At 55.8% G+C, this 21,898-nt stretch carries 21 protein-coding genes; 20 read left to right on the plus strand and 1 reads right to left on the minus strand.

Translation table 11 applies throughout. The features are described 5' to 3' along the window. Positions 1-37: 37 nt before the first annotated feature. From dapF to spoVM, 18 genes are all read left to right on the plus strand, one after another. Complete coding sequence (gene dapF / locus ACL02P_RS03665; RefSeq protein ID WP_009225243.1) at positions 38-874, plus strand: diaminopimelate epimerase; 837 nt, start codon at positions 38-40, stop codon at positions 872-874. A 198-nt stretch (positions 875-1,072) separates the two neighbouring features. Continuing rightward, positions 1,073-2,998, plus strand: coding sequence for a bifunctional homocysteine S-methyltransferase/methylenetetrahydrofolate reductase (locus tag ACL02P_RS03670; RefSeq protein ID WP_009225244.1), 1,926 nt, complete (start codon positions 1,073-1,075; stop codon positions 2,996-2,998). A gap of 32 nt (positions 2,999-3,030) precedes the next feature. Continuing rightward, positions 3,031-3,918, plus strand: a complete 888-nt coding sequence (locus ACL02P_RS03675) for a YicC/YloC family endoribonuclease (protein WP_009225245.1) — start codon at positions 3,031-3,033, stop codon at positions 3,916-3,918. Between the two features lie 53 nt (positions 3,919-3,971). Beyond that, the gene (remA, locus tag ACL02P_RS03680) at positions 3,972-4,232 is read left to right on the plus strand and encodes an extracellular matrix/biofilm regulator RemA (protein ID WP_009225246.1); all 261 of its coding nucleotides are present in this window, start codon (positions 3,972-3,974) and stop codon (positions 4,230-4,232) included. 13 nt (positions 4,233-4,245) lie between these two features. Next, entirely contained in the window at positions 4,246-4,824 is a 579-nt protein-coding gene (gmk, locus tag ACL02P_RS03685; protein ID WP_016311614.1) for a guanylate kinase, read from the plus strand. A gap of 50 nt (positions 4,825-4,874) precedes the next feature. Then, the gene (rpoZ, locus tag ACL02P_RS03690) at positions 4,875-5,099 is read left to right on the plus strand and encodes a DNA-directed RNA polymerase subunit omega (RefSeq protein ID WP_036645258.1); all 225 of its coding nucleotides are present in this window, start codon (positions 4,875-4,877) and stop codon (positions 5,097-5,099) included. A 108-nt stretch (positions 5,100-5,207) separates the two neighbouring features. Then, positions 5,208-6,428 (plus strand): bifunctional phosphopantothenoylcysteine decarboxylase/phosphopantothenate--cysteine ligase CoaBC, encoded by a 1,221-nt coding sequence (gene coaBC, locus ACL02P_RS03695; RefSeq protein ID WP_260070893.1) that lies wholly within the window; start codon positions 5,208-5,210, stop codon positions 6,426-6,428. Continuing rightward, positions 6,425-8,989, plus strand: coding sequence for a primosomal protein N' (gene priA, locus ACL02P_RS03700; protein ID WP_412836842.1), 2,565 nt, complete (start codon positions 6,425-6,427; stop codon positions 8,987-8,989). The genes coaBC and priA overlap by 4 nt, the downstream gene beginning before the upstream one ends. Before the next feature lie 106 nt (positions 8,990-9,095). Then, complete coding sequence (def, locus tag ACL02P_RS03705) at positions 9,096-9,578, plus strand: peptide deformylase (protein ID WP_412836843.1); 483 nt, start codon at positions 9,096-9,098, stop codon at positions 9,576-9,578. A 10-nt stretch (positions 9,579-9,588) separates the two neighbouring features. Further along, positions 9,589-10,548 carry a methionyl-tRNA formyltransferase gene (gene fmt, locus ACL02P_RS03710; protein ID WP_036645260.1) on the plus strand — a complete coding sequence of 320 codons (960 nt, stop codon included), beginning with the start codon at positions 9,589-9,591 and terminating at the stop codon, positions 10,546-10,548. Next, positions 10,545-12,065, plus strand: a complete 1,521-nt coding sequence (gene rsmB / locus ACL02P_RS03715; protein ID WP_412836844.1) for a 16S rRNA (cytosine(967)-C(5))-methyltransferase RsmB — start codon at positions 10,545-10,547, stop codon at positions 12,063-12,065. Before fmt ends, rsmB begins: the two co-directional genes overlap by 4 nt. Before the next feature lie 179 nt (positions 12,066-12,244). Beyond that, positions 12,245-13,591, plus strand: a complete 1,347-nt coding sequence (locus ACL02P_RS03720; RefSeq protein ID WP_080836672.1) for an ISLre2-like element ISTco1 family transposase — start codon at positions 12,245-12,247, stop codon at positions 13,589-13,591. A gap of 226 nt (positions 13,592-13,817) precedes the next feature. Further along, positions 13,818-14,864, plus strand: coding sequence for a 23S rRNA (adenine(2503)-C(2))-methyltransferase RlmN (gene rlmN / locus ACL02P_RS03725; protein WP_009225254.1), 1,047 nt, complete (start codon positions 13,818-13,820; stop codon positions 14,862-14,864). Positions 14,865-14,870: 6 nt separating this feature from the next. Beyond that, on the plus strand, positions 14,871-15,644 hold the full coding sequence (locus ACL02P_RS03730) for a Stp1/IreP family PP2C-type Ser/Thr phosphatase (RefSeq protein ID WP_016311622.1): 774 nt from the start codon (positions 14,871-14,873) through the stop codon (positions 15,642-15,644). Beyond that, the gene (gene pknB / locus ACL02P_RS03735; protein WP_009225256.1) at positions 15,641-17,809 is read left to right on the plus strand and encodes a Stk1 family PASTA domain-containing Ser/Thr kinase; all 2,169 of its coding nucleotides are present in this window, start codon (positions 15,641-15,643) and stop codon (positions 17,807-17,809) included. The genes ACL02P_RS03730 and pknB overlap by 4 nt, the downstream gene beginning before the upstream one ends. Before the next feature lie 32 nt (positions 17,810-17,841). Next, positions 17,842-18,756, plus strand: a complete 915-nt coding sequence (gene rsgA, locus ACL02P_RS03740; RefSeq protein WP_009225257.1) for a ribosome small subunit-dependent GTPase A — start codon at positions 17,842-17,844, stop codon at positions 18,754-18,756. Between the two features lie 4 nt (positions 18,757-18,760). Then, positions 18,761-19,435 carry a ribulose-phosphate 3-epimerase gene (rpe, locus tag ACL02P_RS03745; RefSeq protein ID WP_009225258.1) on the plus strand — a complete coding sequence of 225 codons (675 nt, stop codon included), beginning with the start codon at positions 18,761-18,763 and terminating at the stop codon, positions 19,433-19,435. Between the two features lie 138 nt (positions 19,436-19,573). Then, complete coding sequence (gene spoVM / locus ACL02P_RS03750; RefSeq protein WP_036621610.1) at positions 19,574-19,654, plus strand: stage V sporulation protein SpoVM; 81 nt, start codon at positions 19,574-19,576, stop codon at positions 19,652-19,654. A 156-nt stretch (positions 19,655-19,810) separates the two neighbouring features. Here spoVM and rpmB read toward each other — a convergent pair whose 3' ends face one another. Then, entirely contained in the window at positions 19,811-19,999 is a 189-nt protein-coding gene (gene rpmB / locus ACL02P_RS03755; protein WP_009225259.1) for a 50S ribosomal protein L28, read from the minus strand. 193 nt (positions 20,000-20,192) lie between these two features. On the opposite strand from rpmB, the gene ACL02P_RS03760 reads away from it, so the two are divergent. Then, positions 20,193-21,362, plus strand: coding sequence for a DDE-type integrase/transposase/recombinase (locus ACL02P_RS03760; RefSeq protein ID WP_198136244.1), 1,170 nt, complete (start codon positions 20,193-20,195; stop codon positions 21,360-21,362). A 172-nt stretch (positions 21,363-21,534) separates the two neighbouring features. Further along, positions 21,535-21,894: an Asp23/Gls24 family envelope stress response protein gene (locus ACL02P_RS03765; RefSeq protein WP_016311626.1), complete on the plus strand. Its 360-nt coding sequence runs from the start codon at positions 21,535-21,537 to the stop codon at positions 21,892-21,894. Positions 21,895-21,898: the final 4 nt, after the last annotated feature.

Here is a 21,898-nt window from a genome sequence, read left to right on the forward strand (position 1 = left end):
TAACCCTATCATCCAACGATGCAGGAGTGGGGTTAGCATGGAATTTACAAAAATGCATGGACTAGGTAACGACTTTCTCGTATTTTATGGTGAACAACAGCTGCCGGATAACGTATCTGAACTGGCGATTCGGTGGTGTGACCGATATTTTGGCGTCGGCGGAGACGGATTGGTGTTTATTCTCCCGTCGGACAAAGCGGATTTCAAAATGCGGATCATTAATTCAGACGGCACGGAAGCTGAACAATGCGGCAACGCGATTCGCTGCGTAGCCAAATACGTCTACGACAACCGTCTGGTGGATAAAGACAGCGTAACGATTGAAACGTTGGGAGCAGGCGTTCAGCAAGTGACCTTGCAGGTCGAGGACGGTGTGGTCAAAACGGTGCGGGTCGACATGGGCGAACCGATCCTGGACGGCCTGACGATCCCAACGACGCTGAATCAGAATCCGGTGGTGAGCCAGCCGATTGAGACGAACGGCCAGGAATTTAAGTTTACGGCCGTCTCTATGGGCAATCCGCATTGCGTCATCTATGTGGATGATGCGCCGAATTTCGATGTGACGACATGGGGACCAAAGCTGGAGGTACATCCGTACTTCCCGCGCAAGATCAACGTAGAGTTCGCCACCGTGACGAACCGCCAGCGGGTGGAGATGCGCGTATGGGAACGCGGGGCGGGCCCAACGCTGGCTTGCGGTACTGGTGCTTGCGCCACACTGGTATCCTCCGTACTGAACGGATTGACGGATCGTGCCGCCTGGATTGGACTCAAGGGCGGAGACCTGTTTATCGAATGGGATGAACGCGACAATCATGTATACATGACGGGGCCGGCCGAAGCGGTGTACAAAGGCAGCGTCGAAATATAAGAGGTTCATTAAATTAGGATGGAACGATTGCCGGGATCCCTGATCGGGGACCCGGCTTTTTTTACGATAACTGCCAGCGATATTCGGGAACGATACCTTATCAATCGGAGCGATTTATGATAAATTAATATGATAATAGTTTGCGCCGGGATTGATTCATACAGCGATATAACATCACGGCAGTCAGGGGGCAGAAGCATGAAACCGGATTTGCGTACGACTTTGGAGCGCGAAATTATCGTCGGCGACGGGGCCATGGGGACGTATTTGTACCAGTTGGGTTTTCCGGTCGGCATTTCTTATGAAGAATTTAATTTGCTGCGCCCCGACGTGATCGGCGACATCCATCGCCGTTATCTCGATGCCGGGGCACGGCTGCTGGAAACCAATACGTTTTCGGCGAATTACTATAAATTGTCCAAATTCGGACTGGAGGCCAAGGTGGAGGACATCAACCGGGCTGCGGTACGGATCGCCAAGCAAGCGGCGGGCGAACGTGCGTATGTCGCGGGAGCGGTTGGTTCCATCCGCGGCGGCAAGCGGGCGAACGTCACCGTCCAAGAGCTCGGGAAATACTTCGAGCAGCAAATTGCTGCCTTGCTGAGCGAAGGGGTGGATGCGCTGCTGTTCGAGACGTTTTACGACCTTGGGGAAATGCGGATCGCTTTGGGACAAGCCCGCAAGCTGACGGATGTTCCGGTCATTTGCCAGTTCGCCGTCGATCAAATCGGACGCACGCTGGACGGATTTACGATTCCGCAGGCGTTTGGAGCGCTGGTTGAAGAAGGGGCAGACGTGGTTGGCTTCAACTGCCATTCCGGTCCAAAAGGAATCATGGGTGTCATGGACGACGTGGAGGGGCCGCTCAACGTGCCGATGTCCGTTTTCCCAAATGCAGGTTTGGCGGACTATATCGATGGAGAATATGTATATGGAGCGACTCCCGATTATTTTGGGGAGTGCGCCCGTGCTTTTGCCGATTTGGGGGCGAGATTGATCGGAGGCTGCTGCGGTACGACGCCGGAGCATATCGCCGCCATGGCGAAGGCCTTGGAAGGGTATGCCGCTCAGCCGCTGGCGAAGGAACGGAAGCTGCCTGAACCGCATCTATCCGCTAGCGTATCGCTCAACGAGCAGCCGAATGCGGTGCCTGCGGGCTCCAGCGAAACGGGTGCTGTTTCCGGCGGCGGGGAGAATCGCAAGCTTCCGAGCTTGACCGAGCTCGTGAAAGAGCGGCATACCGTCATCGTTGAGCTGGACCCGCCACGCGACCTGGATATCGGGAAATTCATGGAGGGCGCAGCCGCTTTGAAAGAGGCGGGCATCGATGCGCTCACGCTGGCAGATAACTCGCTGGCCGTAACGCGGATGAGCAACATGGCGCTTGGACATCTCGTCCAATCTCAGCTCGGCTTGAGACCGCTGGTGCACATCGCCTGCCGGGACCGCAATCTCATCGGCACACAATCGCATATGATGGGCTTCGATGCGCTGGGCATCGACCACGTGCTCGCTGTGACGGGCGACCCTGCCCGCTTTGGCGATCTGCCGGGAGCGAGTTCTGTGTACGACTTGACGTCGTTTGAGATCATTCGCATGATCAAGCAGCTGAACGAAGGGATTTCTTTTTCCGGGAAGCCTTTGAAGCAAAAAGCCAAATTCGTCGTAGGCGCTGCGTTTAATCCGAATGTGAAGCATTTGCACAAAGCGGTGGAGCGATTGGAGAAGAAGATCGCTTCCGGCGCCGATTACATCATGACCCAGCCAGTATACGATCCGGAGCTGATCGTGGCGATCAAGCAGGCGACGGCGCATTTGGACGTGCCGATCTTCATCGGCATTATGCCGCTGGCCAGCGGCAAAAACGCCGAATATTTGCATAATGAGGTGCCCGGAATCCAGCTGTCGGATGAAGTCCGCAAGCGGATGGAAGGACTGCAAGGCGAAGAGGGGCGGGCGATGGGCGTCGAGATCGCCAAAGAGCTGCTCGACACGGCGATGGAGCATTTTAACGGAATTTATCTCATGACGCCGTTTATGTTCTATGAAATGAATGTCGCTTTAACGAATTATATTCGCGAGAAGTCCAAACGGGACTCGGCCCACTTGTCTCGGTTGTCATAATCAATTACAATAGGGTAACGGATGTGATGCCTATGTCGCACAGTATGACTGGGTACGGTGGGGCCGTCAGATCGTATGGCGGTTACGTCGTCCAATTTGAAATCAAGTCCGTCAACCATCGGTATGCTGAGGTTGTTCTGCGGATGCCGCGGGAATGGACGTGCTACGAAGACGGACTAAGGCGCCTGGTTCAGCGCCATATCAAACGGGGACGCATTGATGTATACATCAGTAAAGAACGCGATGAATCCGGCACCCTTCCTTACGTATTAAACCGTCCGGTCGTCGAAGCGTACCTAAAGGCAGCGGGTGAGCTCGCCAAGCACTATGGTGTCGACGCGAAGCTAAGCGCCAGAGATTTGCTATCCCTGCCGGATGCCTTGACGACGCCCGAGGAAGCAGCCCCGGCCGGCAGTGCTGATCCCGGGTGGGAACAGGTGCTGACCGAAGGCTTGGAGGAAGCGCTGATTGGGCTTTTAGGTATGCGGGAACGGGAAGGGAAGCATTTGGCCGCCGATTTGGGTGAGCGACTGCAGCGGCTGGAAGCGATCCACGGCGAAATGGTTCGGTTGGCTCCGGAAGTCGTGAAAGAGTACCGGAGCCGTCTGAAAAATCGGCTAGCCGAACTGTTGGAGGGGAACTACGACGAGCAGCGATTTGCGATGGAAGTGGCCGTGTTTGCGGACCGGTCTAACATCGATGAGGAGCTGATTCGGCTGAAGAGCCACTTCGAACAGTGCCGCAGTCTGCTTCAAGCTTATGAACCGGTAGGGCGCAAGCTGGATTTTCTCATACAGGAAATGAACCGGGAAACCAATACGATTGGATCTAAAGCCAATCATTTGGCTCTAGTCAACCTGGTTGTCGAGTTGAAGGCCGAGTTAGAGAAGATCCGCGAGCAGGCGGCGAATCTCGAGTAAGCCATCTACCCGGCGCCGGGTGAGTCAAGCAAATTAGGGGGAACTACCTGAATATGGCAATTAAACTTATTAACATCGGCTTCGGTAATATCGTATCGGCCAACCGGATCATATCGATCGTCAGCCCCGAGTCTGCGCCGATCAAGCGGATCATTCAGGAGGCGAGAGATCGCCACATGCTGATCGATGCTACATACGGGCGGCGTACGCGCGCGGTGATCATCACGGACAGCGATCATGTGATATTATCGGCGGTACAGCCAGAGACCGTCGCTCATCGTTTGTCCACCAAGGAAGAAGACAACGACGAATAAAATGGAGAGAGCTATGTCTAAAGGGTTACTTATCGTATTATCCGGACCGTCTGGCGTTGGCAAAGGAACAGTATGCACTGAGCTGCGCAAGCGGATGCCGGAGCTGGTTTATTCCGTCTCGGCCACCACACGGCAACCCCGGGCGGGGGAAGAGAACGGCGTCAATTATTTTTTCAAAACCCGTGAGCAATTCCAGGAAATGATCGAGAACGATCAGCTTCTGGAGTATGCGGAGTACGTAGGCAATTTTTACGGGACTCCCCGCGATTTCGTGGAGGAGACGCTGGCTGGCGGGAAAGATATCATTTTGGAAATCGAAGTTCAGGGGGCGCTCAAGGTTAAGGAGAAATTCCCTGAGGGCGTGTTCGTGTTCCTGCTTCCCCCGTCGCTTGATGAGTTGAAAGGCCGGATTCAAGGTCGGGGAACGGAGAACCAGGCGACGATCGATCACCGCATGAGCGTGGCGGCCCATGAGATCGGACTGATGGAGAATTATGATTACGCCGTCGTCAATGACGAGATCGATTTAGCTTGCCAGAGAATACAATCCATTATCATCGCTGAGCATTGCAGAATCCGAAAGTCGTGCTAGCTAACGCTTCATATGGCGATGAGTCCAAATAAGAAGAGGTGTTTTTGAACATGCTGTATCCATCGATTGACAAGATGCTTGGAAAAGTCGGCAGCAAATACTCTTTGGTTGTTGCGGCTTCCCGGCGCGCGAGACAGCTGCGCGAAGGCGAGAAGAGCGAACTGAAGCAACCGAAGTCGCACAAGCCAGTGGGCATTGCCCTCGAAGAGATCTACGGGGACTACATTAAGCTGAAACAAGATGACGTAGTGTCGGAAGAGATCAACAAAGACTAATTCCAGACTAACTCAGAGAACAAAGCATATACGAAAGGCCTCCGGGCTTCTTTTTACGACAACCGCGAGGTTGTTATTTTTTTCGTTTGGGGAAAGCGAGGGGTAGCGATGTTAACCGGCAAGAAGGTTTTATTAGGCGTGACCGGCGGCATTGCCGCGTTTAAAGCGGCATCCTTGTGCAGCAAGCTGGTGAAGGAAGGCGCGGAGGTCCGCGTCATTATGACCCAATCTGCAACCAAATTTATCACAGAGCTGACGATGCAGGCGTTATCGAAAAATTTCGTATACACCGATACCTTTGACGAAAAACACGCCGAATCCATCGCACATATTAATTTAGCGGATTGGGCTGATCTGGTGCTGGTCGCTCCGGCCACCGCAAACATCATCGGCAAAATGGCGGCGGGGATCGCAGATGAGATGCTCTCGACGACGCTGCTGGCGACCCAGGCGCCGATTATGCTGGCACCGGCGATGAATGTGCACATGTACGAGCACCCGGCGGTTGTCCGCAATATGGCGGAGCTGACGGCGCGCGGCGTCATGATGATCGAGCCCGGCGAAGGCCTCCTGGCGTGCGGATATGTCGGGAAAGGACGGATGGAGGAGCCGGAGACGATCGTCCGGGTGGTGAAGGATTATTTTGCACGGGAAGCTCGCATCGCGCAGAAGCCTTTGGCCGGCAAAAAAGTCGTCGTCACCGCGGGAGGGACCGTGGAACGAATTGACCCGGTTCGCTATATCACCAACGATTCCTCGGGAAAAATGGGCTTCGCCATCGCCAAAGCGGCGCAGCGCCTTGGTGCCGAGGTCGTGCTGATCGCCGGGCATACGCAGGTGGAGCCTCCGGTCGGCATTCCGGTTACCCGCGTACAGTCGGCTCAAGACATGTTTGAGGCGGTGCAGGCGGCATGGGCGAATACCGACATCCTCGTTAAGGCCGCCGCCGTAGCGGATTACCGGCCGAAGGAAGCGGCCGTACAGAAGATCAAAAAAACCGGGGATTCGCTTGTGCTGGAGCTCGTAAAAAACATCGATATCCTGGAGACCCTAGGCAAGCAAAAAACAACGCAGTTCCTGATCGGCTTTGCCGCCGAAACGGAAAATGTGGAGCAGCACGCCATGGATAAGCTGAAGCGCAAAAACTGCGATCTTCTGGTTGCTAACGATGTGACCGTGCAGGGAGCGGGATTTGGTTCCGAAACCAACATCGTGAACATCTACGACGCATCCGGCTTAGTTCGATCTGTGCCGCAGATGACCAAGGATGAGGTGGCGTTGCAGATTATGGAGCTGGCTGCCGAACGGTTGGCGGGAAATGACCGATGACCTACCGTATGGCCAAAGTGATTGTTGATGTGCCGAGCCGGGAAACCGACCGGCCTTTTGACTATTTAATCCCTGAATCGATGGCCGGCTGGATCGAGGTGGGCAGCCGGGTAGGTGTTCCGTTCGGGCGCCGTACGGTTCAGGGCTTTGTCGTGTCCTTACATGAGCAGCCGGAGATGGACCCGGCGCGGATGAAGCCGATTCAGGAATTGCTTGACATGATGCCGCCGCTGCCGCCGGACCTGGTGGAATTGGCGGAGTGGATGAGCCGCAAATATGCCTGCAGTCTGATTGCAGCGCTGCAAGCGATGATTCCAGCGGCACTGAAGGGCAAGGCCGAGCGGTATATTCGTGTGGCGGATGACGCAGCTGAAGAAGGGGCATTGACCGGGGCGGATGGACGGGCAGAAGGCGAAAACCATGCCTTTACGTTCCCACATTTGCTCACGCCTAAGGAAGAGGAAATTTTACGTTTCGTCCGGGCCTCCGATACCGTCACGATGAATCAGCTTGGGGCCAAATATCCGGAGGCTGCTGGCCTCATCAAAGATATGCTGGCCCGGGGCGTGCTGACGGAAAGCCAGGCGATCAAGGACAAGGTGCGCAAGAAGACGGTCAAAACCGTTGCTGCCGCTGTCAGCGGTCAGGCGGCGCAGGAGGCGCTCGCGTCGTTTGGCCCGCAGGCGCGCCGGCAAAAGGAAGTGCTGCAATACTTGCTGGAGGTTGGGTTGCCGCAGTCGCTTCAAGATGTCCTGTCGACGCTGCAGGTGACCGCCGGTACCGTGAAGAAGCTGGCGGAGAAGGGCTTTGCCGTCATCGAGGATGTCGAGGTGTTCCGCGATCCATACCAAGGCCGGCGCTTCCAACGCAGCGAGCCGCTGCCGCGCACGCCGGAGCAGGAGCTGGTGTACCGCCGTCTCGCGGAAACGCTGGACGCCCAGCGGCATGAAGTGTTCTTGCTGCACGGCGTGACGGGCAGCGGCAAAACCGAGGTGTACTTGCAGACGATCGAACGCTGCATCGCTTCGGGTCGTCAGGCGATCGTGCTCGTGCCGGAAATTTCGCTGACCCCGCAAATGGTTGAACGGTTTAAGGGGCGCTTTGGCGCGAAGGTGGCGGTACTGCACAGCCGCCTGTCCACCGGCGAACGGTACGACGAATGGCGCAAAATCCGCGAAGGCCGCGTGGAAGTGGCGATTGGCGCGCGCTCGGCCATCTTCGCCCCGTTCAGCCGGCTTGGTCTGATTGTGATGGACGAAGAGCATGAAACCTCCTACAAGCAGGAGGAAACGCCAAAATACCATGCCCGCGATGTGGCGGTGAGACGGGCCCGCCAGCATGGGGCCGCCGTGATTCTAGGTTCGGCCACGCCGTCGCTGGAAAGCTACCACGCGGCGCGTTCCGGAGGCGGCGAGTTCGGGGAGTTTGCCCCGATCCTGCTGGAGATGAAGCAGCGTCCGGCTGGCAGCCGGCTGCCCGGCGTTCAGATCGTCGATATGCGCGAGGAGCTGAAGGAAGGCAACCGCTCGATGTTCAGCCGCGCGCTGCATCAAGGCATTGCCGCCCGCCTGGAGCGCGGCGAGCAAACCGTGTTGTTGCTGAACCGGCGTGGGTATTCGACGTTTGTGATGTGCCGGACCTGCGGATATGTGGCGAGTTGTCCGAATTGCGACATCTCGCTGACCTATCATCAGAAGTCAAACAACCTGCGTTGTCATTATTGCGGTTATGCGGAAGCCGCACCGTCTGTTTGCCCGGAATGCGGCAGCGAGCATATCCGTTATTTCGGTACTGGAACCCAGCGGGTGGAAGGGGAGCTGGCCAAGCTGTTTCCTGGCATCCGCGTTATTCGCATGGACGTTGACACGACTAGCGAAAAAGGCGCCCATGAGAAGCTGTTGCAGGCGTTCCGCGAGAAAAAAGGCGATGTACTGCTAGGCACGCAGATGGTAGCAAAGGGGCTGGATTTTCCTGACGTGACGCTGGTTGGCGTAATCGCGGCGGATACGGCGCTGAATTTCCCGGATTTCCGTTCGGCGGAGAAAACGTTCCAGCTGCTCACGCAGGTTGCCGGCCGCGCAGGGCGGCACCAGCTGCCCGGAGAGGTATTTATCCAGTCTTACATGCCGGAGCATTATTCGATCGTACACGCCAGCGGCCACGATTATATATCGTTTGTCCGCGAGGAGCTGAAGACGCGTAAGACGATGCATTATCCGCCGTACAGCCGGCTGATCATGGTTACGCTGTCGCATGAGAAGCTGCCGCTGCTGCTGCGGATGGCTGAGAATTTTGCCGGCGACCTGCGGGCGAAAGCCCAGCGCCAGGGATGGTTCGGCAGCCTGGACCGGTTCGTGCCGGCGGCGCTGGACATTCTTGGCCCGGTAGCTTCGCCGATCCCGCGTATCAAGAACCGCTATCGGATCCAGTGCATGGTGAAATACCGCGGCGACCTTGATGCGGTGAGCCTGGTCCAGGAGACAGCAGCGGCGACGCTGGACCAATGGCGCGATGCATTGCTTCAGATCAGTATCGATGTCGATCCGCAAATGCTGATGTAAGCACGGAAGAAATGATCCATTTTTCATCCGCTAGCATATATTTGGGATAAAATAGGGAAAGAGCAAAAGAAACTATGAAAGTGAAGACGGGAAAGGGAGTGCCATCATGGCGATTCGGATTATTGTTAAGGAACCGGATGAAGTGCTACATCAGGTAGCTAAAGAAGTGAAGAAGATTACGCCTAATATTCAAAAACTGTTGACGGATATGGCGGATACGATGTACGACGCGGAGGGCGTAGGTCTGGCTGCACCGCAAATCGGCATCCTCAAGCGGGTGATCGTGATTGATGTCGGCGATGAGCACGGGCTGATTGAGCTGATCAATCCCGAGATCGTGTCCAAGGAAGGCGAGCAATTCGGACCGGAAGGCTGCCTCAGCATTCCGGGGTATCGCGGAGATGTTCGCCGTGCCATGACCGTCACCGTCAAAGGGCTGGACCGCAATGGCAACGAAGTGACTTATACGGGCTCCGAGCTGCTGGCGCGCGCGTTCCAGCATGAAATCGACCATCTGAACGGCGTATTGTATACGGACATTGCGGAAAGAGTGTACGAGATTACCCCTGAGGGTGAAGAGAAGGAGTGAACAGCGCCCGATGAATATCGTATTTATGGGGACGCCAGCGTTTGCGGTGCCTTCGCTGGAAGGACTGCTGCGCGAAGGGTACAACGTCGTAGGCGTGGTCACGCAGCCGGATCGGCCGCAGGGGCGCAAAAAAGTGCTGACGCCAACGCCGGTCAAGGAAGCCGCTTTGCGTCATGGGCTTCCCGTGCTGCAGCCGGCGCGGATGCGTGCGCCGGAGGCGGTGGCCGAGGTCGCCGCTTTGCAGCCCGATTTGATCGTCACTGCGGCGTACGGGCAAATTCTGCCGAAGGGCGTGCTGGACCTGCCGAAGTACGGCTGCCTGAACGTGCACGGCTCGCTGCTGCCGAAATACCGCGGCGGGGCACCGATCCAACGGGCGATTATGGGCGGCGAGAAAGAAACGGGCATCACCTTGATGTACATGGCCGAGGGGCTTGACACCGGCGATATGATCGCCAAGACGGTGGTGCCGATCGACGATGAGGATACGTCGGGGACGTTGTTCGAGAAGCTGAGCGAAGCCGGGGCGCGGCTGCTGCTGGAGCAGCTTCCGCTGATCCTTGAGGGTAAGGCGGAGCGGATTCCGCAGAACGATGCGGAAGCGACTTATGCACCAAATCTGACACGGGAGGATGAGCGCATCGATTGGAGCGCGACCTCGCGGCAAATTTATGATCGCGTGCGGGGGCTGGTGCCTTTTGCCGGCGGGTTTACGACTTGGAACGGTGAGGTATTTAAGGTTTGGGCGGTGGCCAAGCCTGCGGAGGCAGGAACTTCTGCGGGCGGGGCCGCGTCGACGTCTGAACCAGCGCCGGGGACGGTGCTTGAGCTTTCGTCACAGGGCATCAAAGTGAAAACCGGGGACGGCGCGGTATGGCTGACTCGGGTTCAGCCCGCAGGCAAGAAGGCGATGGAGGCCAGCGATTTCATTCGCGGCGGCGTGATGCAAGTCGGGACGGTCTTGTCATGAGCGGCGCAGGAAAGCGGCCGGGTTTAGGCTCGGGCGGAGGCAAGGGACCTGGAACCGGTGCGAAAGCAGCTGGACAAGCCAGCCGCGGCCAGGGTTCGGTTCAGCCGTCTGGCACGCCTTCATCCCGCGGGGGCGGCCGAAATCAGGCGGCTGCGTCGGCCCGCAGCGTAGCGCTGCAGGTGCTGACCGCCGTTGAGCAGGAGGGCGCCTACAGCAATCTGCTGCTCAACGGGGCGCTGCAAAGGTCCGGATTAACCGGACCGGATGCAGGTCTTGCAACCGAGCTGGTCTACGGCACCATTCAGCGGCTTAACACGATCGATTATTTTCTCGAGCAGTTTGTGACGAAGGGGCTGGCGAAATTAGCGCCTTGGGTGCGAAATCTGCTCCGGCTCAGCTTCTATCAGCTGCAATATCTGGACCGGATCCCTCCGCATGCGGCCGTGAACGAAGCGGTGAACCTGGCGAAACGCAAGGGACATCAGGGGATTTCCGGCATGGTGAACGGTGTGCTTCGCAACGTGCTGCGCCGCAAAGAGGAGCTGCGTTTGCCGGAGGGGCTGGACCCTGTGCAGCGCATCGCCCTGGAGCATTCCCATCCGGAATGGATGGTCGCGCTCTGGATCCAGCAATACGGCGAATCTGCCGCAGAAGCGATTTGCCGTGCCAACAATGAGCCACCTTCGGTCAGCGTTCGGGTTAATCGCACGAGAGCGAGTCGGGACGAGGTGCTGCGCCTCATGGAAGAGCAAGGGCTGCGAGCCTCGGCCTCGCCGATCTCGCCGGACGGCATTGTGGTCCACAGCGGCGGCAATATGGCGCTGACCTCCTGGTACCGGGAAGGCTTGATTTCCGTACAGGACGAAAGCTCTATGCTCGTTGCCGAAGCGTTGGATCCGCAGCCGGGGATGAATGTACTGGACTGCTGCGCTGCGCCCGGCGGCAAGACATGCCATATCGCTGAGATCATGGAGGGCCGCGGCCGGGTGCTGGCGAACGACATCCATCCGCACAAGGCGAAGCTGATCGAGGACCATGCCAAGCGGCTAGGGCTGGACAACGTGGATACGTTATCGGGCGACGCCCTGCAACTCGCGGAGCGGCTGAAGGCAGCTTCCTTCGACCGGATTTTGCTGGACGTTCCTTGTTCCGGACTTGGCGTGATCCGCCGCAAGCCGGATTTGAAGTGGGCGAAGAAGCCGGAGGACGTGACGGAGATCGCCGGCGTCCAGCGGACTTTGCTCGACTCGGTGAGCGGGCTGCTGAAGCCGGGCGGCTTGCTCGTCTACAGCACTTGCACGATTGAACCGCGCGAAAATACCGAGATGGTCACCTCCTTCCTGAGCCGCCATCCGGAATTCGAGCTGGCGGATGAGCCGATAAGCTGGAAGGAACGCGGTGCTTTGGCAGCTGCCGCTGGGCGGGTCGAGGCTGGGCTGCAGATTTTGCCTCAGGACGCCCATTCGGACGGATTTTATATTGCTCGACTCCGCAGGAAGTTGATAGAGAAGGATTGACATGACAAGGTCAAGCAGCCGCTCGAAACGGCGGGCTTGGCCTTTTTGCGCCGCTGCGGCGGGAAGTTAGTGTAAAATCTCCGTGGGTGTAGGAATTGGAAAAAGCGGATATAGAAAAAGAGCTTCTCCCTTGGTAAAGTGATGTTTGCGTACAACACACCAAGAAGGAGGAAGCTCCTGTGAGCCACTTTACCACAACAATGCCGACGATGAAAGAGATTGAGCAATGGATTTTCCGGAAAATGCAGGAGGAATTCGCTCGTGCGATGAAGCAGGTACTGGAGGCGCTGGATCAGCAGATCCTGGAGCAACGGGACCGAGAGCGTTATCGAGTAAAGGACGAGCGTGAAACAAGCGTCAACACAGTGTTCGGGAATGTGCGCTTTAAGCGGAGATTGTACTGTGACCGTAGAAGCGGCAAACACGTGTATCTGCTGGATCAGCTGTTGCAATTCGAAGGGCGCGGGAAAGTCAGTCCGCATTTGGAAGAGACAGCAATCGCATTCGCAAGCCAAGGACCGTCGTACCGGGACAGCGCAAAGCGGCTGGAGCAGCTTTTGGGCTACAATGTGCTGAGCCACCAAGCGATCAGGGAAAAACTGATGGAGCGTGCGCAACAGCCGATGCCAGCGGTGAAACGGCGCGCTGCCCGCGTGCTGTTCGTGGAAGTGGATGGGCTGTACACGAAGCTGCAGCGGAGCAAAAAGCGCGGGATGGAGAACGCAATTGCAGTCGTACACGAAGGCTGGGAGAAGAACGGCAAGCGGGTACAGCTGAAGAACAAACAGCATTACCTGCATACGAGCGGCGGCGACTTCTGGGAAGGGTTCGGGGACTTTCTGGTGGAGCGTTACGAAATCGACGAGAACACGTGGCTTGTGGTGAACGGAGACGGCGCGGCGTGGATCGGGGAATGTACATCCTACTTTCACCAATGTCTGTACATGCTGGACCGCTTTCATGTGGCGCGTGATTTGAAACGCTTTGTTGGTCATTTGCCGCAGGTGTGGGAGACCGTGAGACGGTCTTTGGCCAAACAGGATGCAGCCGCGCTTATGGCGGTCCTGGAAGGCGTGTCGGAGCAAGAGATAGCGGAAGAGAACCGGAAGGATTGGAAGCCGTATAAAAGATTTCTAAAGCGGCATGAGAAGCATTTGGACGACTACCGAAAAACACTCCAGGCGAAGGGGATCGACACAAGCGGTATGCGCCCGATGGGAAGCGCGGAATCGCAGATGCGTATATTCGCCAAGCGGACGAAGCGTGGCGGGTACAGTTGGAGTGAGCGAGGCGTCAGGGCGATGCTGAGGACGATGATGAGGATTCAAGAAGCGGGCACGGTGGTAAGAACGGTTGAAGGACAAGCGAGTAAGCAGGCAACGCCGCAGCAGTCGATAAACATGCGGCAATTGCTCAAGAACGTGACGCAACCGGTCAAGGGTTGTATCGCTGGAATGATTCGCATGCTGCAAGGACCGAAGCAAAGCAGCACAACGGGTATGGCACTCAAAGCACTTCGCGGATAACGGCAAAAAATTCTGACAAATCACTTGTGTTTGATGAAAGAACGAAGCAAAGCGCTTACAAGGAAGAGGTTCCTTCGGGGTTCGCGTTCCAGGCATCTTAAATGACTGCCCACGCTAGCTTGACACTGACGGCGGGAAGGTCGACTTTAGTCGGAAGTCAATTTATGATAAAATGGGAAGAATGAGTGGGCAACTTTTCAAAATAGATATGGACAGGTGTGTGAAAATGAAACCTTTTATATATGATTATACGTTGGAAGAATTACAGGAATGGGCCGTATCGCAGGGAGAACCTGCGTTTCGCGGCGGACAGATCTTCGATTGGCTGTACGTGAAACGCGTCAGCTCCTTCGATGAGATGACCAACCTGTCCAAGGCGCTTCGGCAGAAGCTGGCTGACGAATTTGCGTTCGTTACGCTGCAGGAGATTACGAAGCTGGAATCCAAGGACGGAACGGTGAAGTTCCTGTTCGGGCTGCATGATGATCATGCTATTGAAACGGTCATTATGAAGCATAACTACGGCAACAGCATCTGCGTGACCACCCAGGTCGGCTGCAAGGTCGGCTGTACGTTTTGTGCCTCGACATTAGGGGGGCTGAAGCGGAATCTGACGCCGGGAGAAATCGTCGCCCAGGTCGTGCAGGCGCAAAAGATTCTGGACGCCAAAGGCGAACGCGTCAGCAGCATCGTGATCATGGGGACCGGCGAGCCATTTGAAAACTATGATGCCACGATGAAATTTTTACGGATTATGATCCATGAAAAGGGCTTGAACATCGGACAACGGCATATTACTGTATCAACGAGCGGGATTGTCCCGAACATTTACCGGTTTGCGGACGAGAACACGCAAATTAACTTGGCGATCTCGATCCATGCGCCAAATGATGCGCTCCGCTCGAAGTTGATGCCGGTCAACCGGCGCTTTCCGTTTGACGACGTGATGGAGGCGCTCCGCTACTACATCGCCAAAACCGGCCGCCGCATTACGTTCGAGTACGCGCTGATCGGCGGGGTGAATGACCAGCCGGAGCATGCGGAGGAACTGGCCGACGTGATCAAGGATATGCTTTGCCACGTCAACTTGATTCCGGTCAACTATGTGCCGGAGCGCAAATACGTGAGAACGTCGCGTAACGATATTTTTAAGTTTCAGCGCATACTGGCGGATAAAGGCATCAATGTGACGATCCGCCGGGAGCAAGGCCATGATATTGCCGCTGCCTGCGGACAACTGCGGGCGAAGCACATGGAGTCTGGTGCGAGGTGAGCGAATGTGATGAATTGTGTGTTTGTAAGTGATGTGGGACGAGTCCGTTCCGTCAATGAAGATTGTACCTGGGTGGACCAGCTGGAATCCGGATACACGCTGGCGATTGTTGCGGACGGAATGGGCGGCCATCAGGCTGGAGACATTGCCAGCCGCATGGCGGTAGATACCATTACCGAGGATTTGGTATCGCTGCCGGCAGGGTTGTCGGCGGAGGCTTGCGGGGAAGAATTGAAGAAGGCGATTCTTCACGCGAACGAAGCCGTATTCCGCAAAGCGTCAGAGCATGTGGAGTACCATAGCATGGGCACCACAGTTGTTGCGGGGATCTTCGCAGGTCGCGACGGCGTGATCGCCCATATCGGTGACAGCCGGGCCTACCATTTCCGGCAGGGCCAGCTCGTCCAACTGACGGATGACCACTCGCTGGTCAATGAGCTGCTCAAGAACAACCAGATCAGCGCGGAGGAGGCGACGGTGCATCCGCATCGGAATGTCGTAACCCGCGCGCTGGGAACCGATGAGCAAGTTGAGGTCGACTTGAACCGGGTGTCGTTGGAGCCGGGGGATATTTTGCTGCTCTGCAGCGACGGTCTCAGCAACTACGTAACACCGGAACAAATGGCTCTGACGCTAGGATCAGAAGATCTTGGGTTACAGGGCCGGGCCGACCAATTGCTCCAGCTGGCGCTGAACGCAGGAGGCGACGATAACATTAGCGTTGCTCTGCTGGAACAACATGAGGATGCCGGGTCGGGCAAAAAGGAGTGGAATTCATGATCGGACACGAATTGGGCGGTCGTTATCAAATTATCGAGAGGATCGGCGGAGGGGGCATGGCGCTTGTCTACAAAGCGCAGGACCTGCTGCTGAACCGCTACGTGGCCATCAAAGTGCTGCGTCAACAATTTGTGAACGACGAGGAATTTATCCGGCGATTCCGCCGGGAGGCGCAGTCTGCTGCATCCTTGTCGCACCCGAATATCGTCAGCGTGTATGACGTTGGACAAGAAGATGAGATTCATTACATCGTGATGGAATACGTTGAAGGGCAGAATCTCAACGAAATTATTAAGGAGCGGGCCCCGCTGCAGGTTGAAGAAGCCGTTCGCATTGCGTCGCAAATCGCCGATGCGCTGGACCATGCCCATCATAACCAAATTATTCACCGGGATATCAAACCTCATAACATATTGATTGGACGAAACGGACGCGTCAAAGTGACCGATTTCGGGATTGCCCGTGCCGTCACGTCGGCGACCATTACGCAAACCGGCTCAGTGGTGGGCTCGGTGCATTATTTCTCGCCGGAGCATGCGAAAGGCGTAGCCACTGGGGAGAAATCCGACCTGTACTCGCTGGGGATCGTGTTGTACCAGATGCTGACCGGTCGGTTGCCGTTCCTTGGTGAAAGCCCAATCAGCGTAGCATTAAAGCATTTGCAGGAGCAATTCGATGAGCCGCGTATGGTGAATCCGATGATTCCGCAAAGCGTGGAGAACATCATCTTGAAATCGATGCGGAAAAATCCGAACGAACGCTACCAGTCTGCCAAAGAGATGCTGCGCGACCTGGAAACCTGCTTGTTGCCGGAACGAAGAATGGAATCGAAATTGGCCTTTATAGATGATCATGACGAAGACAGCACGCGAATCATTCCGGCGATCCGTCCGCAGCATCAACCTCAAGGTGTGGCGGCAGGGCCGTCCAAACTGTCCCGCGACAGCGGAGCGGCGATGGTGGAGGAACGGGAGAGCGCTCCTAAGAAAAAGGCTTGGAGCAAGCCGGCGCTTTGGGTCAGCCTGACGCTGGTCGTCCTGCTTGCCTTGGCCGGCGTTGCCTGGTACGTGACGAAATTGGTGACCGTCCCAGAAGTCGCGGTGCCAAACGTGCTTAATCTGCACGAGGAACAGGCGATTCAGACCCTGACCGATAAAGGGATTGCCGTTGGGGAGATCACCCGGGAATACAAAGAAGGCGTGGACGAGGGGATCGTCTATGAGCAGAGCAAGCCGGAGGGGACGATGGTCAAGGAAGGCTCAGTCATCGACTTGAAGGTGAGCACGGAGAAGCCGCTGGCAAAAATGCCGGCATTAACGGGAAACTATGATGATGCGCTGCAGCAGCTGAAAGAGCTTGGCGTAGACGAGGCCCGCGTGCGGAAAGTGGAGGAAAACAACAGCGAGATTGAGCCAGGCATGATCATCAGCCAATCGCCGGAAGCCGGAGAGGAATTTGATCCCGAGACGGATACGATCGTGCTGAAGGTCAGCAAGGGACCGTCTGAGGTGAAAATGCCGGACCTCGTGAACAAGACGCAAGCGGAAGCGGAAAAATTGATCCGAGACGCAGGGCTGGTGCTGGCTGAAGACGGAATCAAAGAGGAATCGAGCTTTGAGGTCGAGGCGGGCAGAGTAACGAAACAGTGGCCTTATGCCCCGGACGACCTGGTGGTGCCAGGCTCGAAAGTGACGTTGTTTATCAGCACCGGTTATCCGCAGGAAGCGATCAACTATACGTTCCAAGTACCGGCTGCACCTGCACAGGAAGGCCAAATCAGCAAATATACGATCGTGTATGGGGATGCTCGTGGAGAAGGGCGCGAATGGGGCACGCAAAAGGTAGGCAAACCGCAATACCTGTCGGTTGACCTGGTTCTGGCGCCGAACAAGAACGGTTACGTGACAGTAACGCGCGACGGCGTCTTGCTGGATACTTACCCGATCTCGTACATCGATGCGAAGCAAGGAACTGTACCTGTGCCGCAATTCCCGGATCAAGGCGGTACGGAAGATGAGGACACAATGGACATGAACTCGGGTGATAATCCACCCGATACCGGCATGATCTTATCCGGTAAGCTGGCTTCGCTCCAGAATGAGCAAGGCGCAGCCCAAGGTAAAGGAAAGGCGGGTAAACGAAACAAACATGGCAATGGCAATTAAGTCAGACCGATATGAAAGCGAGGCCGGCGGATATGCCTGAAGGCTTGATTGTGAAGGCATTAAGCGGATATTACTACGTGAAGCCGGCGACGGCACAGGACGGGGCAGCGGATGCTTATATCCAGTGCCGCGGACGAGGGATTTTTAAGAAGAAAGGCATTACTCCCTTGGTAGGCGACAGGGTGGTCTATTCCCCCACCGAAAACGGGGAAGGCACCGTGGACGAAATCCTGCCAAGGGAAACCGAGCTGATCCGTCCGCCGATCGCCAACGCCAAGCTGGCGGTGCTGCTGTTCTCCCTGCGGGAGCCGGATCTCAATTTGCAGCTGCTGGACAAGTTTCTGGTGCATATCGAGCACGCTGGTCTGCAAGCATTGATCTGCCTCACCAAGGAGGATTTGCTGGAGGAGGACGGGGCGGAAGAAACTCCCGAAATCATTCGCCAGGTCAAAGCAATGTATGAATCAATCGGCTATGAGGTCATTGTCACCAGCTCCGTGACCGGCATGGGAACCGAGGAGGTAAAATCTCGTTTGGCTGGGGAGATCAGCGTCTTCTCGGGGCAGTCGGGGGTCGGAAAATCCTCGTTGCTTAACGCGATGCTCGGGTTATCGCTGGAGACAAGTGAAATCAGCCTCAAGCTGGGCCGGGGACGTCATACGACGCGGCATGTCGAGCTGATTGAGCTGGAGAACGGTGGTTACGTGGCTGACACCCCGGGCTTTAGCCAGCTGGATTTTCTCGAGTTAGGGATCGAGGAGTTATCCAGCTGCTTCCGGGAATTTGCCGATTACGCGGAGGGCTGTAAATTCCGCGGCTGCAGCCATTTGCATGAGCCGGGCTGCAAGGTCAGAGAGGCTGCGGACAATGGAGAAATCGCCGCCAGCCGTTATGAGCATTATGTACAGTTCTATGAAGAGATGAAGGACAAGAAGCGGAGGTATTGACGTCATGAGCAACAACATCTATATCGCGCCGTCGATTTTGTCGGCGAATTTCGCCAAGCTGGGCGAGGAGGTCGCTGACGTAGAGCGGGGAGGCGCTGACTGGCTGCATGTGGACGTGATGGACGGCCATTTCGTCCCGAACCTGACGTTTGGTCCGCTGGTGCTGCAAGCGATTGCTCCGCAGACCAAGCTGCCGCTGGACGTCCATCTGATGATCGAGAAGCCCGAGGAATATATCCCGGCCTTTGCCAAAGCGGGCGCGCATCTTATCACCGTACATGCGGAAGCTTGCGTGCATCTGCACCGGGTGCTGCACCTGATTAAGGAGCAAGGGGTTAAGGCGGGCGTGGCGATTAATCCAGCCACACCGGCTTCGGCCGTTCGCGAGGTGCTGGAGGACGTCGATCTCGTACTTGTGATGACGGTAAATCCCGGCTTTGGCGGACAGGCGTTTATTCCGGGAACGCTGCGCAAAATTCGGCAGCTGAAGGCCTGGAAGGATGAGCTGGGCTTAAACGATTTGCGGATTGAAGTGGACGGCGGGATCGCCGCTGCGACGGCGCCGCTGGTTGTAGAAGCGGGAGCGGATGTGCTGGTTGCCGGCAATGCGGTGTTTGGCCAAGCTGACCGGCGTGCTGCGATGGCAGAAATCCGCGAGAGCCTGGCCGGATTGGCATAGGCGCCTTAAGATGCGCATACATTGGTTACATGAGCGAAGGTTCTCATGTAGCCTTTTTTTTGTGGCGGGAATACACGGGTAAATGACATCAAACATAGAATATGGGTGAAGGCATGAGCACGATGGGGAGGGTGAACGATGAAATTTTACACATTCAAGCTGCCTAAGTTTTTGGGAGGATTCGTTAAGGCGGTACTGAACACGTTTCACAAGAACTAACGGGCGGGGCCTGAATACCCGCCCCGAGCAGCGGAAGGCGCGCCTGGCGGTTCCCGCCAACAAGGATTGCTTGGGCGCTGACTTCAAGGGAAAATGCGCAGTAAAAAAGCACCTCCATAGGAAAAGGTGCTTTTTGTCTATAATTCGTCCCGTCTGTTACACGCGGGTCACTTTACCGGATTTCAAAGCCCGAGTACTAACGTATACGCGTTTCGGTTTGCCGTCTACCAAGATCCGGACCTTCTGCACGTTTACGCCCCAAGAGCGCCGATTGCGATTGTTTGCGTGAGATACATGGTTACCGCTGCCTGGCTTCTTGCCAGTCACATAACATTTGCGAGCCATTCATTACACCTCCTGTTCCAAATACACCTGTCTTGAAAATAACACTAACACTTCAATATCACGGTTATTGACAATACTTAAATATAATATCACAGTAAAAAAAGCTCCGTCAACAGCTCGCGATCACTCAGTTAAAATGTTACTAAAGAGGCATCGGTTCACTCACATCGAAATGTTACCGAAGGGATGTGTTTTGAAACTGAGCATGAAAACACGACGTGAAGTAATCCGTACCTTGGCTGATCAATACATGAGAGCGAAATCGCGAAATGAGAAATCTGCAATCCTTGACAACGCCGTGAAGGTGCTGGGGTGCCATCGGAAGCATGCTATCCGCGCTCTCACGAACCCTCCTGCGCTGACACCAGCGAAATCGAAACGTAATCGGCCATTAGCTTACCAGGAGGCGATGCCCGTCATTGAGCGCGTTTGGGAAGCCCTGGATTATCCTTGTGCCGAGCGACTGCATCCTGTTCTGCTCGATACAGCCCAGAGCCTTGCCCGGCACGGTCACCTGCACCTTACCGACCTTATCATATCGCAGTTGCAAAAGATCAGCCGCCCGACATTGGCGCGCAGGTTATCCACACTTCGTTGTCCAAAAGCCAGACCAGCTGTCAACAAGCGAAAGCCGCTCGCCGAACTCCGTTCACAAGTGCCCATGATCGCCTACGATTGGGATGAAACGCGTCCGGGCGCGCTGGAAATCGATTTGGTCGAACACAACGGCGGATCGTCGCTCGGCCACTTCGCCTATACGCTGACTGTGACCGACGTGGTCTCCGGCTACACCCGCAGACGCGCGCTGCTCGGCAAATCCCAACTTGCCGTGCTTCGTGAGCTCAAGCACATCATCGCGGAGTGGCCCATGCAGCCTTGGGGGATCCACAGTGACAACGGCCAAGAGTTTTTAAACGCCCATTTGAAAACCTTCTGCGCTTCGAACAACATTCGTTTCACGCGCAGCCGCCCTTATCGCAAAAACGACAATGCTCACGTGGAGCAGAAAAACGGCTTTCTCGTCCGCCAGCTGGTCGGCTACGAACGCTATGACCGCACGGAACAGGTGGAGTGGCTCAACTCCATCTATGCTCTGCATGATCGGTACTTCAATTGCTGCTTGCCCACTCGCAAGCTGATCGGCAAGGAGCGTCGCGGGGCTCGTGTAAAGAAAACATTCGACACGGCCAAAACACCCGTTGCCCGGTTAATCGAATTGGGCGTGCTACGACCAGAACAAACCCAACGGTTACAGGCGTATCAGACTTCCCAAGATCCGCTTGCATTACACAATCAGTTGGAAGCGCTGCTTTCCCAACCCGTGACGCCTGCCTCCGCTACGCGCCCAGTGGAGGCTATGTAACAGCCTCCACTGGGTAACAAAATTACGTGAGTGAACCATTATCCTTCGGTAACATTTTTATATGAGTTGACACGCAGCTATTGACGTTCGACTCTTTTATTTATTTCTCTCTGCTCTTATAGTACAATATAGTTTAGTCCATAATAATTTCTATGGAAGGAGTGAGATAGGCGTGGCTGTAAATCTTACGACCGAATATGGACGAATCGATATTTCGGAGGAAGCCATTAAGGTGATCGCCGGATCGGCCGCCATGGAGTGTTATGGACTGGTTGGAATGGCAAGCCGAAAGCAGTTCAAGGACGGCATTGCCGAATTGCTGGGGCGCGAGAATTTGGCCCGGGGTGTGGAAGTGAACCTGGATAATCATCGATTAGCTATTTATCTTTATATTATAGTCAGTTATGGCACGAAAATTTCCGAGGTCGCACACAACATACAGCTCAAAGTGAAATACGTATTAAATGAAATCGTTGGACTCGAAGTGGATCAGGTGAATATCGTAGTCCAAGGTGTACGCGTATCAAGCTAGGAAG

The sequence above is a fragment of the Paenibacillus sp. MB22_1 genome (assembly GCF_047200555.1).
GTDB lineage: Bacteria > Bacillota > Bacilli > Paenibacillales > Paenibacillaceae > Fontibacillus > Fontibacillus phoenicis.

Excerpts from the sequence above, each read along its gene's own strand:
- rpoZ (WP_036645258.1), top strand. The coding sequence starts at position 4,875 with ATGCTGTATCCATCGATTGACAAGATGCTTGGAAAAGTCGGCAGCAAA.
- coaBC (WP_260070893.1), top strand. The coding sequence starts at position 5,208 with ATGTTAACCGGCAAGAAGGTTTTATTAGGCGTGACCGGCGGCATTGCC.
- pknB (WP_009225256.1), top strand. The coding sequence starts at position 15,641 with ATGATCGGACACGAATTGGGCGGTCGTTATCAAATTATCGAGAGGATC.
- rsgA (WP_009225257.1), top strand. The coding sequence starts at position 17,842 with ATGCCTGAAGGCTTGATTGTGAAGGCATTAAGCGGATATTACTACGTG.
- spoVM (WP_036621610.1), top strand. The coding sequence starts at position 19,574 with ATGAAATTTTACACATTCAAGCTGCCTAAGTTTTTGGGAGGATTCGTT.
- fmt (WP_036645260.1), top strand. The coding sequence starts at position 9,589 with ATGAATATCGTATTTATGGGGACGCCAGCGTTTGCGGTGCCTTCGCTG.
- rlmN (WP_009225254.1), top strand. The coding sequence starts at position 13,818 with ATGAAACCTTTTATATATGATTATACGTTGGAAGAATTACAGGAATGG.
- gmk (WP_016311614.1), top strand. The coding sequence starts at position 4,246 with ATGTCTAAAGGGTTACTTATCGTATTATCCGGACCGTCTGGCGTTGGC.
- dapF (WP_009225243.1), top strand. The coding sequence starts at position 38 with ATGGAATTTACAAAAATGCATGGACTAGGTAACGACTTTCTCGTATTT.
- ACL02P_RS03675 (WP_009225245.1), top strand. The coding sequence starts at position 3,031 with ATGTCGCACAGTATGACTGGGTACGGTGGGGCCGTCAGATCGTATGGC.
- rpmB (WP_009225259.1), bottom strand. The coding sequence starts at position 19,999 with ATGGCTCGCAAATGTTATGTGACTGGCAAGAAGCCAGGCAGCGGTAAC.
- rpe (WP_009225258.1), top strand. The coding sequence starts at position 18,761 with ATGAGCAACAACATCTATATCGCGCCGTCGATTTTGTCGGCGAATTTC.
- priA (WP_412836842.1), top strand. The coding sequence starts at position 6,425 with ATGACCTACCGTATGGCCAAAGTGATTGTTGATGTGCCGAGCCGGGAA.
- def (WP_412836843.1), top strand. The coding sequence starts at position 9,096 with ATGGCGATTCGGATTATTGTTAAGGAACCGGATGAAGTGCTACATCAG.
- rsmB (WP_412836844.1), top strand. The coding sequence starts at position 10,545 with ATGAGCGGCGCAGGAAAGCGGCCGGGTTTAGGCTCGGGCGGAGGCAAG.
- ACL02P_RS03670 (WP_009225244.1), top strand. The coding sequence starts at position 1,073 with ATGAAACCGGATTTGCGTACGACTTTGGAGCGCGAAATTATCGTCGGC.
- remA (WP_009225246.1), top strand. The coding sequence starts at position 3,972 with ATGGCAATTAAACTTATTAACATCGGCTTCGGTAATATCGTATCGGCC.